Here is a 13,558-nt window from a genome sequence, read left to right as displayed (position 1 = left end):
TCAGCGGCGCGGCGGCGGCGCGCCGGCGGGCGGCGTGTCGGTGCCGGCGTTCCACCACACCGGTGGCTGCTTGGTCGACCAGCCGCACACGGCCTCCAGCTCCGCGGCCAGCGAGATCAGCATGCCCTCGCTGTTCGCCGGACCCATCAGCTGCACACCGATGGGCAGGCCTTCCGAGGTGAACCCGGCCGGCACGTTGATCGACGGCCAGCCCAGCACGTTCCACGGAAAGGTCAATGGGCACGCGGCGATCATGGCGCGGTCGGTGCCGAAGCTGCCCAACCGGTCGAAGGCGCGCGCCAACGGCGGTGGCTGCGCGGTGGTCGGCGCCAGCACCACGTCGACGATGTCGAAGATCGAGCCGACCCGACGCTGGTCGGCGGTTTCGTGGCGGCGTGCGCTGCGCAGGATCGCCTGTCCCAGCACGTGGCCCATGCGCAGATTGGCCAGCGTGCGGGGGTCCAGGATGACCCCGTCACCCAGCCGCTCCTCCCAGTCCCGCAGGCCCGCGGTGGACCGGGCGAGAAAGTCCCACGACAACCGCAGCCCGTAGTCGGGGTTGCCGGGCACCACGGTGTGGCCGAGCAGCTCGAGTTGCTTGCCCACGGCCCGGGTCGCGGCGAGGATTTCGGGGTGCAGTTTGGGCCGAAAACCCGTGTAGGGGAACCTGGTTGACAGCGCGATGTTCAGCGGTCCGGGCGCCTTCCCGACATAGTCGGACGCCGTGATCGGGGGCGGTTTGTGCCGGTCGCCCTCCGCGTTGCCGGACGCGGCGTCGAGCACCAGCGCCGCGTCGGCCACCGTGCGGGCCAGCACGCCGTTGACGGTGATGCCGTTGAACGGCTCCGGCAACGGCCAGGTGGAGATGCGGCCGCGCTGCGGCTTGATGCCCACCAGATGCGTCCACGCGGCGGGGATGCGGATGCTACCCGCGCCGTCGGAGCCGATCGCCGCCGTGACCAGGCCCGCGGCCACCGCGGCCGCGCTTCCGCCCGACGATCCGCCCGGGGTGTGCCGGCGCGACCAGGGGTTGCGGGTGTGTCCGAATCCGGGTCCGCTGGTGAACGGCCACTGACCCAGTTCGCAGGCGTTGGTCTTGCCGACGATCACCGCGCCGGCCGCCTTCAGCCGGCGAACCACCTCGGCGTCGTGGGTGGCGGGCGCGACATACCCCTCGCTACCGAACGCGGTGGGCACCCCAGCAACGTCGACGTCGTCTTTGACCGCGATCGGGATGCCCAGCAACGGGGCGGTGTCCCCGGCCGCCCGGCGCCGGTCGGCCTCCGCCGCGTCGGCCAGCGCCGACTCGGTGAGCACCACCCGGAACGCGTTCAGGGTGGACTGGCTCGTATGGATGGCGTGCAGGGAACGGCGCACCAGCGTGTCGGAGGTTACCGCGCGGCTGGCCAGCTGGTAGAGCAGGTCAGTCAGCGTCGGCAGGCGCCGGCCGCCGGACCCGGAACCCGAGCCGGAAAGGGCCCCAAAAGCGCCAACCACGGGGTACGAGACTATCGGCGCGGATACCAGCGATGTCGCGGCGGGGTGCAAAACTATTGAGATGCGGCTGTATCGAGACCGGGCGGTGGTGCTGCGCCAGCACAAGCTCGGCGAAGCCGACCGGATCGTCACCCTGCTGACCCGCGATCACGGGCTGGTTCGCGCGGTGGCCAAGGGTGTCCGCCGTACCCGCAGCAAATTCGGCGCGCGGCTGGAGCCGTTCGCGCACATCGACGTGCAACTGCACCCCGGCCGCAACCTCGACATCGTCACCCAGGTCGTCTCCATCGACGCGTTCGCCACCGACATCGTCAGCGACTACGGCCGGTACACCTGTGGGTGCGCGATGCTGGAAACCGCCGAACGCCTCGCCGGTGAGGAGCGGGCGCCGGCCCCGGCGCTGCACCGGCTCACGGTGGGCGCGCTGCGAGCGGTGGCCGACGGGCACCGGCCCCGTGACCTGCTGTTGGACGCCTATCTGCTGCGTGCCATGGGCATCGCCGGGTGGGCGCCGGCGCTGACCGAGTGCGCCCGCTGCGCCACGCCCGGTCCGCATCGGGCGTTTCACGTCGCCGCCGGGGGCAGCGTCTGCGCGCACTGCCGCCCGGCCGGTTCGACCACACCGCCGCTGGGTGTGCTGGATCTGATGTCCGCGCTGCACGACGGCGATTGGGAGGCCGCCGAAGGGGCGCCACAATCGCACCGCAGCCACGTCAGCGGGTTGGTGGCCGCGCACCTGCAATGGCATCTGGAGCGACAGCTCAAAACGTTGCCGCTGGTAGAGCGGACGTATCGGGCCGACCGCACGATCGCCGAACGGCGCGCGGCGCCGATCGGGCAGGATACGGCCTGTGGCTAGCAACGCGCGGAAGCCGAAGTCAACCGACTTTCCTCAGCTGCCCCCCGCGCCCGTCGACTACCCGACCTTTCCGGACAAGTCGACCTGGCCCGTCGCGTTCCCGGAGCTGCCGCCGTCGCCCGGCGGCGGCCCGCGCCGCCCGCCGCAGCATCCGTCGAAGGCGGCCGCGCCGCGGATTCCGGCCGATCGGCTGCCCGCTCACGTCGCCATCGTGATGGACGGCAACGGCCGCTGGGCCACCCAGCGCGGGCTCAGCCGCACCGACGGCCATAAGGCGGGCGAGGCGGTTGTCATCGATATCGTTTGCGGCGCAATCGAACTCGGGGTCAAGTGGCTCAGCCTTTACGCCTTTTCCACCGAGAACTGGAAGCGTTCTCCCGACGAAGTCCGCTTCCTGATGGGGTTCAACCGCGACGTGGTGCGGATGCGACGCGTGAACCTGAACGAGCTCGGGGTCCGGATCCGGTGGGTAGGCTCCCGGCCGCGCCTGTGGCGCAGCGTCATCAACGAATTGGTGATCGCGGAGAAGATGACGGCGCGCAACGACGTCATCACCGTCAACTACTGCGTCAACTACGGAGGCCGCACCGAAATCGCCGAAGCCACAAGGGAAATCGCTCGTTTGTCCGCGTCGGGCAGGCTCAACCCGGAGCGGATCACCGAGGACACGGTCGCCCGGCACCTGCAGCGGCCCGACATCCCGGACGTGGATCTCTTGCTGCGCACCTCGGGCGAGCATCGGTCCAGCAATTTCATGCTGTGGCAGGCCGCCTACGCCGAATACGTCTTTCAGGACAAGCTGTGGCCCGACTACGACCGCCGCGACCTGTGGGCGGCCTGCGAGGAATACGCGTCCCGCGATCGACGGTTCGGGAGCGCCTAGTGCCGTCGCTGCAGGAGCGCCTGGCACCGATACTCCGCGACGTCCTTGCCGTCGAGGAGGAACCCGACGGCGCGCTGACGGTGCGCCATAACGGCACGTTGGCCTCGTTGCGGGTGGTGAACATCGCCGAAGGCCTCGACCTGGTGTCGCTGACCCAGATCTTGGCGTGGGACCTGCCGCTGACCAAGAAGATCGGTGACCAGGTCGCCAAGCGGGCGCGGGAGAGCAACTTTGGCAGCGTGACGCTGCTCGAGAAGGCCAATCAGAAGGCCGTGCAACGCAACTCGGGCAAGGGTGCGTCTAAAACCGCGGACGTCATGCTGCGCTACAACTTTCCCGGGGGCGGCCTGACCGACGACGCCCTGCGCACCCTGATCCTGCTGGTGCTCGATACCGGAGCCGACATACGTCGCGCGCTAATGGGTTGATTTCGATGCCGGGCCGTCTTCAGGACGCGCAGTCCGAGCACGTTCCGAAGATCTCGATGGTGTGGCTGACGTCGGAGAAGCCATGCTTGGCGGCCACCTGCGCCGCCCACTCCTCGACCTCGTGGCCGCCGATCTCGACGGTGGAACCACAGCGGCGGCACACCAGGTGGTGGTGATGATGATCCGAGCACCTGCGGTAGACCGACTCGCCGGTGTCGGTGCGCAGCGTGTCGACCAATCCCGCCGCCGCCATCGACTGCAGCGTCCGGTAGACGGTGGTCAGGCCGATGCTATCGCCGCGGCGCCGCAGCTCGTCATGCAGCTCCTGGGCCGAGCGGAACTCGTCGAGCGTCTCCAACAGCGTGGAAATCGCCGCCCGCTGACGGGTGGAACGGACGCTGGCACCCGTCATTGGCGCCGCTCCTCTTCCCCGCAAGCGGGCGGCATTCCCACGCCGGCGCGGGTCATGGCGTGTCCTCGCCGGCGTGGGCGACGGCGTCGATGACGATGTGGGCGAGGTGGTGGTCGGCGAGCCGGTACAGCACTTCCCGGCCGGAGCGCTCCCCGGCGACCACGCCGGCCGCCTTGAGGATCTTCAGGTGCTGGCTGACCAGCGGCTGCGGCACGCCGAGCGCGTCGACCAGTTCGTGTACGCAGCGGTGGGACTCGCGCAACTGCAGCACGATGGCGATCCGCACGGGTGCGGCCAGCGCGCGCAGCAGCTCGCCGGCGGCGTCGAGGATCTCCCGCGACGGCGGGACGGGATATTCGGGGAACGCGGAGTGTTCCGCGGACCCAGCTCGGCCATGCTCGTGGGCTACCACGCTCGCGTCCGATCTCGTCTCGCCGTCGGCGGTGGTCGGCGTTGAGGAGGACATCACCATGGAAGAGTCATCACCTTGAGAAGTGCCGGGTAGTTGGAGCGTTGATCGAGCGTCCACTGTCGGAATCACGATCGGCCGCCTTCCACTGTCACATGCATGATGATGCATGTCAAAGAACCTGGCGGTGGTCGATACCATGACTGATGTTTTGGCGAGCGGCGGTTCGCCGCCGCACGAGTCTGCCCGATCCGGAAAGGGAGTGCACCGCCCCGTGGCGTCTGTCATCGACACCGTTGTCAACCTGGCCAAACGGCGGGGCTTCGTCTATCCCTCGGGCGAGATCTACGGCGGCACGAAATCGGCGTGGGATTACGGCCCGCTGGGGGTGGAACTCAAGGAGAACATCAAACGGCAGTGGTGGCGCTCGGTGGTCACCGGCCGCGACGACGTCGTCGGAATCGATTCGTCGATCATCCTGCCGCGGCAGGTGTGGGTGGCCTCCGGCCACGTCGAGGTGTTCCACGACCCGCTGGTCGAGTCGTTGATCACCCACAAGCGCTACCGCGCCGACCATCTCATCGAGGCCTACGAAGCCAAACACGGGCATCCGCCGCCCAACGGGCTGGCCGACATCCGCGACCCGGACACCGGCGAGCCCGGGCAGTGGACCGAGCCCCGCGAGTTCAACATGATGCTCAAGACATACCTCGGGCCCATCGAGACCGAGGAGGGGCTGCACTATTTGCGTCCGGAGACCGCGCAGGGCATCTTCATCAACTTCGCCAACGTGGTGACGACCGCGCGCCGCAAGCCGCCGTTCGGCATCGGGCAGATCGGCAAGAGTTTTCGCAACGAGATCACCCCGGGCAACTTCATCTTCCGCACCCGCGAATTCGAGCAGATGGAAATGGAGTTCTTCGTCGAACCGTCGACCGCTCCACAGTGGCACCAGTATTGGATCGACACCCGGCTGCAGTGGTACACCGATCTCGGCATCAATCCGGAGAACCTGCGGCTCTACGAGCATCCCAAGGACAAGTTGTCCCACTATTCCGACCGCACCGTCGACATCGAGTACAAGTTCGGCTTCGTCGGCAACCCGTGGGGCGAGCTGGAAGGTGTCGCCAACCGAACCGATTTCGACTTATCAACGCACTCAAGCCATTCCGGCGTCGACCTGTCGTTCTACGATCAAGCCACCGACACGCGGTACTTCCCGTATGTGATAGAACCGGCGGCCGGTCTGACCCGGTCGTTCATGGCGTTCTTGATCGACGCCTACGTCGAGGACCAAGCCCCCAACGCCAAGGGCGGGATGGAAAAGCGCACGGTGCTTCGGCTGGATCCCCGGCTGGCGCCGGTCAAGGTCGCGGTGCTGCCGCTGTCCCGGCACGCCGATTTGAGTCCCAAGGCTCGTGACTTGGCCGCCGAGTTGCGCAAATGCTGGAATGTCGACTTCGACGACGCCGGCGCCATCGGGCGGCGCTATCGGCGCCAGGACGAGGTCGGGACGCCTTTTTGCCTGACGGTGGATTTCGAGTCGCTAGAGGACGACGCCGTGACCGTGCGCGAGCGCGACGACATGAGGCAGGAGCGAGTCGCGATGAATGCCGTGGCCGAGTACCTGGCGGCGCGGCTCAAGGGCTGCTAGGCCTGGGCAACGGAGACAACGTCGGTAGCGCGAATTCCGGCGAGCAATAACTCCGGCAAACGGCAATATCGACATTTGTGCTAACCGACGACAATCGGTTTGGTTTGCCGGCCTGAATTCGGGCAACGGCGACGTCGATTCATTTAACCCCGATGCGGAAGATATCGCTTCTATAACTCCGGCAGCCGCGGCGCGGGCTTCGTGAACTCGCATATCGTCAATACGGGCTTTGGAACGCCTTCGGAACAGGTTCAGCAACAACACCGGCTTCGCAAACTCCGACGCCGACAATTTGGCATTTTCGACACGCCAAACAACAGCGGCGGATCCACCGATCCCAGCGCCACGCGTGTCAACCCAGCCAACTCGGGATCCGTGAGTCGGGCCATTGACAACTCGGGTTGTCAGAACGTGGCCGTCAACGACGCTGGGCTGCCGGAACGGCCACTCCGACGTGCTCGCCTTCGGCAATCCGCTTTCAGGTTTCTTCCCAAAACTTTGTTCTATGCATTGCGGGGCATTGCGGGTGATTTTGACACCGCCCCGCCTCGGAAAACGTCGGCGGGCGACACCGCCGGCTACTCTTTCCGTAAGGTCACTAGGCAAGCCAAAAATCGCTCACCCCAGGCATGGCCCGGCTCCGAAGAAAGCTGACATGGCATGTCCAGATTTTTAACAGCTTCTTAACGTTGCCCGGCTAGGTCGTCTGGACACTTGTCCGGTAAACCGAGTCAGGTGATCGTGTCCCACCCGTCGCTGCCCGATTCTGGGAAATCATTTAACGAAAGTACCGATTTTCGGGCCGCGATTGCCTTACGATCCAGCCGTGGCGGTAAGCAGGTGGCTAGCCGCCACAGGTCGGTGTTGGGTTGAGCGCTTGTCGGAGCCGTTGACGCGGCTGGATGTGTTGGGGTTGTGATGGTTCCTGCTTTTACGTTCTTTCCTCCCGAGATCAACTCGGCGTTGATGTTCGCCGGCGCGGGTTCGGGGCCGCTGTTCGTGGCCGCATCGGCGTGGGACGGGCTGGCGTCAGACTTGTCGGCTGCCGCGTCGTCTTTTAACTCCGTGGTCACCGGGTTGGTCAATGGGCCGTGGGCGGGCCCGTCGTCGGCGGCCATGGCGGCGGCGGCGACACCGTACGTGGGGTGGCTGAGCACGGCCGCGGCGCAGGCCGAGACTGCGGCGTCTCAGGCCCGGGCAGCGGCAACGGCGTTCGAGTCGGCCCTGACGGCGACGGTGCCTACTCCGGCGGTGGCGGCGAATCGTGTGCAGCTGTTGGCGTTGATCGCGACGAACATTTTGGGTCAGAACACGCCGGCGATCGCGGCTACCGAGTTCGAGTACATGGAGATGTGGGCCCAAGACGTGGCCGCGATGCTGGGTTATCAGGCCGGGGCGACATCGGTGGCGTCGGCATTGCCGGCGTTTAGTTTGCCGCCGGTGAGCCTGGCAGGCTTGACGGGGCTGCTGACGACGCCGCTGTCCAGTGTGACGTCGGAGGCTGCCAGCCTGGCGTCGACGGCAGGGGCTGCATTGGCCGCTCCGGTGGTGGCGGCGGTTACGCCTGCGGTGTCGCAGGTGTCGTCGCTGGCGTCGGTGGTGCCACTGTCGTCACTGACGTCGGTGGCCCAGATCGGCATGTATCCCGCGAGCATGATGATGTCGCCGATCATGATGGCGGCCCAGGCCGGCATGAGTGCACATCCGGCCCTGGCCAGCGCCACGAATTTGGCCGCCGACGCTCCGAAGTTCGTTGGCAACGCTGTGCCCACGAATCCGCTGGGCGGCGCCGGCGGGCTGGGGGCCCTGGGCGCGTCGGCGGGCTTGGGTAAGGCGCGGTTGGTCGGTGCGATGTCCGTGCCGCAGACCTGGCAGGGGTCGGCCCCGGCTCGGATGGTAAGTGGGGCGATGTCGGGGGTCGGAGGAGAGATGGTCGGCGCCGCCCCGGCGGCCGGGGCGCCGACGGGCGGCATGCCGATGATGCCGATGCCGATGGGTGGCATGGGAGCCGGCGCTGGGATGCCCGGCGGGATGTTGGGCCGCGGCGGGGCCAGCCCCAACCACGTCGTGCAGTCGCGGCCCAGCGTGGTGCCGCGCACCGGGGTCGGATAGGTCGGGGCGGCGGCGCGATCAAGGCCGCAGGCGGCATGCGGCCGCTCGCCGGCGCACGGCGACGACCGAAATGAATTCACTGGGATTCGAAGAAAACGACGCCGCGGCCCAACGAGTGCACAAAAGAACTTGGACCGGCCGAATTGCTCGAGCAAACCCCGGATCACGATAAAGAAAATGAGCACCGGCTGATCGCCGCCGGAATACGCCGCGACCCGAAAACGGGACTTCACGGAAGGGCGCGGCGACCGGCGACTCGTCGACGGAATGTCCCGTCGCGAATTTTCGCCGAGTTGGCCGCTACCGGCGCCGGGGCTTTGACGTGCATGGCCGGTCCGGCGACCGAAAAGGCTTACGCTCGCATCGAAACGCTGTACGGGCGCACCTCAAGGCGCAGGTCAACCGCGTGGTCGCGGCCACGTAGGGCGCACCGCGCTAGCCAGGATCCCTCATCGGTTCCGCCCGTGGTTGCCCGCGGGCCCTACGGCAAGCGAAATCGGTAAATCCCGGATATTGTCCTCAGGATTGACTTACGATGCGGAGTGCTTGGTGGTGATTGATTCACCACCGAGTCGGAGTGTGTGGAGATCGGCTGTGGAAGGGGGCAGCATGCTTTTGCCTCTTAGTTCGCCGCTGCCGGACGATGCGGTGTCGGCGATTCGGGGTGAGTCGGGCATGCTCGGCGGCCTATCGGTTCCGCTCAAGTGGGGTGTGGCCGTTCCGCCCGACGACTATGACCACTGGGCGCCGGAGCCGGAAGAGGGCGCCGATGCCGGCGACAAGGCGGCCGACGGGGTCAGCCCCGAGGTGGCGGCCACCGAGGGCATGGATGAGTGGGCCGAATGGAGCGAGTGGCAGGGCGAAGCCGAACCTCGCTTCGACATGCCGCGGACGAGCAGCGTGATACCGCATTCTCCGGCGGCCGGTTAGAGAGGGGGAAAGACTGTAGGTGTTTCACGCGTGATCGGCGGCTCCGGTGCCCCCACGGCCGGCCGTTACGACAGTCAATCTGTGTAGACAAGTCCAGGTAATTAGTCCAGAAGGAGAAAGGCAACATGGCAACACGTTTTATGACCGATCCGCACGAGATGCGGGCGATGGCGGGTCGTTTTGAGGTGCATGCTCAGACGGTGGAGGACGAGGCTCGCAAGATGTGGGCGTCGTCGATGAACATCGCTGGCGCGGGTTGGAGCGGGCAGGCCCAGGCGACTTCGTACGACACCATGGGTCAGATGAATCAGGCGTTTCGCAACATCGTGAACATGTTGCATGGGGTGCGCGACGGGTTGATCCGCGACGCCAACAACTACGAGCAGCAAGAGCAGGCCTCCCAGCAGATCCTCGGCAGCTAACCTCAAGTGCGGCGAAAGCCGTTGCCACACAAAACTTTTACGAATTAAGGAGATCGGGTTCGATGACAATCAATTACCAGTTCGGCGATGTGGACGCCCATGGCGCCACCATTCGTGCCCAGGCGGCTTCGTTGGAGGCCGAGCACCAGGCCATCGTTCGTGATGTGCTGGCCGCTGGGGACTTTTGGGGTGGCTCGGGGTCGGTGGCCTGCCAGGAGTTCATCACCCAGTTGGGCCGCAACTTTCAGGTGATCTACGAGCAGGCCAACGCCCACGGGCAAAAGGTGCAGTCCGCCGGCAGCAACATGGCCAGCACCGACAGCGCCGTCGGCTCCAGCTGGGCCTAGAAAAGATCGGTCAGCGGCGGCGCGCCGGCATCCGGTGCGCCGCCCGCCCCGTCGAATAGCGCACGACCACCCCCGGGTACCTGCTACCGGGGGTGGTCGTGTTTTAGGCCTACATGCCGTCAAGCCGGCTCAGAATCGGCCGCCGCCACCCATGAAGCCGCCGTCGGACGGGCCTCCCGATGACCCCGACGAGCCGCCGAACGACGTCGGGCTCCAGCCGCCAAACCCGCCCCGCATGCCCCCACTGAGGAGGTCGCCGAGGATGATCCCGCCGATCATCGCGCCGGTGTCGCTGCCGCCGCGGCGGGCGTAGGCGCGCTGAGCCGATTGCATGTCGGCGTTGGCCAGCGCCTGCGCGTTGGCGGCCAGCGTCGAGGCCGTGTTGGCGTGGGCGATCGCCTCGGTCAGGTTGGTCGCTCTCTTGTCTTGTGCGGCCTCCAGGTGCCGTTTGGCTTCGGCCAGGCGGGTGCGGGCCTCGGCTCCGATGCCGCCCCGACGGGCGTCGATGTACTCCGAGACGCCGCGGACCCGCGACTCCGCGGTGAACAACGCCTGCTCGAACGAGCGGTTGAGCCGCTCGGCGTTCGCCTGCTCTTGGGCCACGCCGGCCAGGACCCGGTCGAGGTCGGCGTCGGCCTTGGTGAGCCGGGCAAACGCGCCGAGCGGGTCGGTGGGGCCGCCGCCGGTGCTGCGCGCGGAGTCCAGGGCCCCGATCGCGGCGTCGCGCGCCGCTCTCAGCTCGGCGGCATGGCCGGCGCCCGGCGCCCTTTGCAGTTGCTCATCGGCGCGCTTGATGCCCGCCTGGATGTCGTCGATGACCGACGGCAACGCGGCGACGGCGTGCTTGATGTCCCCGGCCGCGTTGTCGATGGCGTCCAGCAGCGCACGGGCTTGCCCGAGCGCCGACTCGGCGGCGCGCACCGCGTCCACCAACGCGGTCTGCTGGCCGCCCTGAGCGGCGACCAGATCGCGGGCGGAGCCGATGTTGCGGTCGGCGAACGCCAGCCTCTCGTTGGCGCCCGCGATATTGCCGGACACCGAAGTCAGTGCCGTGGCGTCGAATTCGTTGCGCAGCTCGGCCAGCCGCTGTTCCGCCGGGGCGATGCGGGTGGTGAGCTCGACATACTGCTCGGTCAGCGCGTCCAACCGCGACGGGGCGTTGATGACCAGCTCGCGCAGCTTTTCGAATGCCTCGGTCTGGGAAGCGAGTTCGCGGTCGGCGCGCGCCGCCGACACGATCACCCGCGTCAGCAGCTCCCGGCGTCCGCCGTCAGCGGGTGGGGGTACCTCCCAGTTGTGAGGGCGTGCCCCCAGCGCCGGCGTCTCGGATGTGCTGTCGTCAAGCTGATGACGCGCGGTAAACGCTTGGGACAGAGCCGCTTTGGCGCTGTTCACCGCCTGGATAAAGGGTTGGGTGCGCTCTTCGCCGAACTCGTCGATTGCCAGCGTGAGCTCGTTGGAACTGGTGCGCACCGCGTTGTCGACCTCCACCACCATCGAGCGTGACAGGCCGTCGAGAGCCTCCAGCGGCACGGCGGCCAGCGCATCCGCGTCGGTGGGGTCGACGCGCCGGGCCGCGGCCAACGCGGCGGCACGCCGTCGCCGGCGGCGATAGCGCTGCACAACCAGCAGGACCACGACGGCGACGACGATGACGCCCAGCGCGGCGAGCAGCACCACTCGACCCGACGAGCGGGGCGATCTGTCGAGCCCGGTGGCCGCCGCAACCGCGGCACCGCTCCAGTCCCCGTCGTGCAGCGCGGGTTCGATCTTGTTGCGCCGCAGCTCCTCGACCCGACTCGCGGTGACGCTCTTGATGGCGGACGGCACCAGGAAGGCGTACGCGCGGCCGGTGGTGGCCACGGCCAGCAGCGCGTCGTGGTCGCCTAGGTCGCTGGTGCTTATGGTGCGCCTCGCCCAGTCCTGTGCGCCCTGCCCGGAGAAGTCGTCGACGTAGACCACCCACAGCCGGATGTGGCGATCGGCGTACAGCTCGTCGACGGCCGACGTGACCGCGGCGCGACCGGTGTTCGACAGCACGCCCGCGTCGTCGGTGACGTAATCCGCCAGCCGGAACGGTGGTTGCGCGCCGGCCGGCGGTGCCAGCAGCAGCCCCCAGCCCAGACCCGCCAGGATCGTCAGGATCACGCCAAGCAGACGAGTGGTGCGCATACGTCAATTTAAAGCGCAAGCACGTCCGTTGATCGTCCGGCACCGTCCTTCTCCTCGGGCGTCGTCGGTTTACGCCGCGGGCGCCCGACCGAGCAGCTGGGGAGTGGGCGCCGTTGCCTGGCAGACTGTGCTGCGGTGACCAAGGAGGCGAACACGGATCAGCACGACCCCTACGACGACTTCGACCGCCAGCGGCGGGTACGCGAAGCGCCGAAGACTGCCGGTCTGCCGGGCACAGAAGCTCAGCACCGCACCGACTTCGCCCGGGACCGGGCCCGGGTACTGCACAGCGCGGCACTGCGCCGGCTCGCCGACAAGACGCAGGTCGTCGGGCCGCGGGAGGGTGACACTCCGCGCACCCGGTTGACGCACTCGCTGGAAGTGGCCCAGATCGGGCGCGGAATGGCGGTCGGGCTGGGCTGCGACCTCGACCTCGTGGAGCTGGCCGGCCTGGCCCACGACATCGGGCACCCGCCCTACGGGCACAACGGCGAACGCGCGCTCGACGAGTTCGCCGCCGCGCAGGGCGGCTTCGAGGGTAATGCCCAGAATTTCCGGATCCTGACCAGCCTTGAGCCCAAAGTCCTTGATGCACAAGGCAACAGCGCGGGGCTGAACCTGACCCGCGCGTCCCTGGACTCCGTCACCAAATATCCGTGGACCCGCGGTGACGGGCGTGGAAACGGGAGACGCAAGTTCGGCTTCTACGACGAGGACCGCGAGCCCGCGGCCTGGGTTCGGCAGGGAGCGCCGGCCAATCGGACATGCCTGGAAGCCCAGGTGATGGACTGGGCCGACGATGTCGCATATTCGGTCCACGACGTCGAGGACGGCGTGGTCTCCCAGCGCATCGACCTGCGGGTGCTCGCCGACGAGGACGAGGCGGCCGCGCTGGCCAAGCTGGGGGAGAGCGAGTTCTCCCGGGTGAGCGCCGACGACTTGACGGCGGCCGCGCGACGCCTGTCGGGCCTGCCGGTGGTCGCCGCCGTCGGCAAATATGACGCCACGCTGGCAGCGTCGGTCGCGCTCAAGCGACTGACCAGTGAATTGGTGGGCAGGTTCGCCTCCGCCGCCATCTCGACCACCCGGGCGGTCGCCGGCCCCGGCCCGCTGGTGCGCTACCGGGCCGACCTGCAGGTGCCCGATCTGGTGCGCGCCGAGGTCGCCTTGCTGAAAATCCTGGCGTTGCAGTTCATCATGTCCGACCCGCGGCATCTGGAAACCCAAGCCCGGCAGCGCGAACGGATCCACCGGGTGGCGCACTGGCTTTACGCGGGGGCGCCGCGAACGCTCGATCCGGTCTTTGCGGCGGCGTTCACCACCGCGGCCGACGACCGCGCCCGGCTACGGGTCATCGTCGACCAGATCGCTTCCTATACCGAAGGACGGCTCGAGCGCATCGATGCCCGTCAGGCGACCGACTAGCGTTAGGC

Annotated in this window: 13 protein-coding genes; 9 read left to right on the top strand and 4 right to left on the bottom strand. The window is 67.7% G+C overall.

The window, feature by feature from the left end; genetic code table 11:
* Positions 1–1,497 (bottom strand): amidase, encoded by a 1,497-nt coding sequence (locus K3U93_RS15665; RefSeq protein WP_071509395.1) that lies wholly within the window; start codon positions 1,495–1,497, stop codon positions 1–3.
* Positions 1,498–1,558: 61 nt separating this feature from the next.
* On the opposite strand from K3U93_RS15665, the gene recO reads away from it, so the two are divergent.
* The 3 genes from recO to K3U93_RS15650 are packed head-to-tail and all read left to right on the top strand — an operon-like array spanning position 1,559 to position 3,667.
* Entirely contained in the window at positions 1,559–2,356 is a 798-nt protein-coding gene (gene recO, locus K3U93_RS15660) for a DNA repair protein RecO (protein ID WP_071509396.1), read from the top strand.
* Positions 2,349–3,239 (top strand): decaprenyl diphosphate synthase, encoded by an 891-nt coding sequence (locus tag K3U93_RS15655; protein WP_083010406.1) that lies wholly within the window; start codon positions 2,349–2,351, stop codon positions 3,237–3,239. Before recO ends, K3U93_RS15655 begins: the two co-directional genes overlap by 8 nt.
* Positions 3,239–3,667: a hypothetical protein gene (locus K3U93_RS15650; RefSeq protein ID WP_071509398.1), complete on the top strand. Its 429-nt coding sequence runs from the start codon at positions 3,239–3,241 to the stop codon at positions 3,665–3,667. The genes K3U93_RS15655 and K3U93_RS15650 overlap by 1 nt, the downstream gene beginning before the upstream one ends.
* Positions 3,668–3,686: 19 nt before the next feature.
* Here K3U93_RS15650 and K3U93_RS15645 read toward each other — a convergent pair whose 3' ends face one another.
* Together K3U93_RS15645 and K3U93_RS15640 are read right to left on the bottom strand one after the other, a co-directional pair.
* Positions 3,687–4,079, bottom strand: a complete 393-nt coding sequence (locus tag K3U93_RS15645; protein WP_071509399.1) for a Fur family transcriptional regulator — start codon at positions 4,077–4,079, stop codon at positions 3,687–3,689.
* A gap of 52 nt (positions 4,080–4,131) precedes the next feature.
* On the bottom strand, positions 4,132–4,551 hold the full coding sequence (locus K3U93_RS15640; RefSeq protein ID WP_071509400.1) for an ArsR/SmtB family transcription factor: 420 nt from the start codon (positions 4,549–4,551) through the stop codon (positions 4,132–4,134).
* 199 nt (positions 4,552–4,750) lie between these two features.
* Between K3U93_RS15640 and K3U93_RS15635 the strand changes: the two genes are divergently transcribed.
* The 5 genes from K3U93_RS15635 to K3U93_RS15615 all read left to right on the top strand — a co-directional run bounded on the left by K3U93_RS15635 (position 4,751) and on the right by K3U93_RS15615 (position 9,953).
* Positions 4,751–6,142, top strand: coding sequence for a glycine--tRNA ligase (locus K3U93_RS15635; protein WP_071509415.1), 1,392 nt, complete (start codon positions 4,751–4,753; stop codon positions 6,140–6,142).
* Positions 6,143–7,060: 918 nt separating this feature from the next.
* Positions 7,061–8,254: a PPE family protein gene (locus tag K3U93_RS15630; protein ID WP_071509401.1), complete on the top strand. Its 1,194-nt coding sequence runs from the start codon at positions 7,061–7,063 to the stop codon at positions 8,252–8,254.
* 675 nt (positions 8,255–8,929) lie between these two features.
* On the top strand, positions 8,930–9,184 hold the full coding sequence (locus tag K3U93_RS15625; RefSeq protein WP_083010476.1) for a hypothetical protein: 255 nt from the start codon (positions 8,930–8,932) through the stop codon (positions 9,182–9,184).
* A 125-nt stretch (positions 9,185–9,309) separates the two neighbouring features.
* Positions 9,310–9,606 carry a WXG100 family type VII secretion target gene (locus K3U93_RS15620; RefSeq protein WP_066914021.1) on the top strand — a complete coding sequence of 99 codons (297 nt, stop codon included), beginning with the start codon at positions 9,310–9,312 and terminating at the stop codon, positions 9,604–9,606.
* A 62-nt stretch (positions 9,607–9,668) separates the two neighbouring features.
* A complete protein-coding gene (locus tag K3U93_RS15615) occupies positions 9,669–9,953 on the top strand; it encodes a WXG100 family type VII secretion target (RefSeq protein ID WP_066914016.1) in 285 nt (94 codons plus the stop codon).
* A 129-nt stretch (positions 9,954–10,082) separates the two neighbouring features.
* Here K3U93_RS15615 and K3U93_RS15610 read toward each other — a convergent pair whose 3' ends face one another.
* Complete coding sequence (locus tag K3U93_RS15610; RefSeq protein ID WP_083010407.1) at positions 10,083–12,125, bottom strand: TPM domain-containing protein; 2,043 nt, start codon at positions 12,123–12,125, stop codon at positions 10,083–10,085.
* 135 nt (positions 12,126–12,260) lie between these two features.
* On the opposite strand from K3U93_RS15610, the gene K3U93_RS15605 reads away from it, so the two are divergent.
* Positions 12,261–13,550 carry a deoxyguanosinetriphosphate triphosphohydrolase gene (locus K3U93_RS15605; protein ID WP_083010408.1) on the top strand — a complete coding sequence of 430 codons (1,290 nt, stop codon included), beginning with the start codon at positions 12,261–12,263 and terminating at the stop codon, positions 13,548–13,550.
* The last annotated feature ends 8 nt before the right edge of the window (positions 13,551–13,558 follow it).

The sequence above is a fragment of the Mycobacterium malmoense genome, assembly GCF_019645855.1.
Classification (GTDB): Bacteria; Actinomycetota; Actinomycetes; order Mycobacteriales; family Mycobacteriaceae; genus Mycobacterium; species Mycobacterium malmoense.
This window is presented reverse-complemented; position numbering and strand designations above follow the sequence as displayed.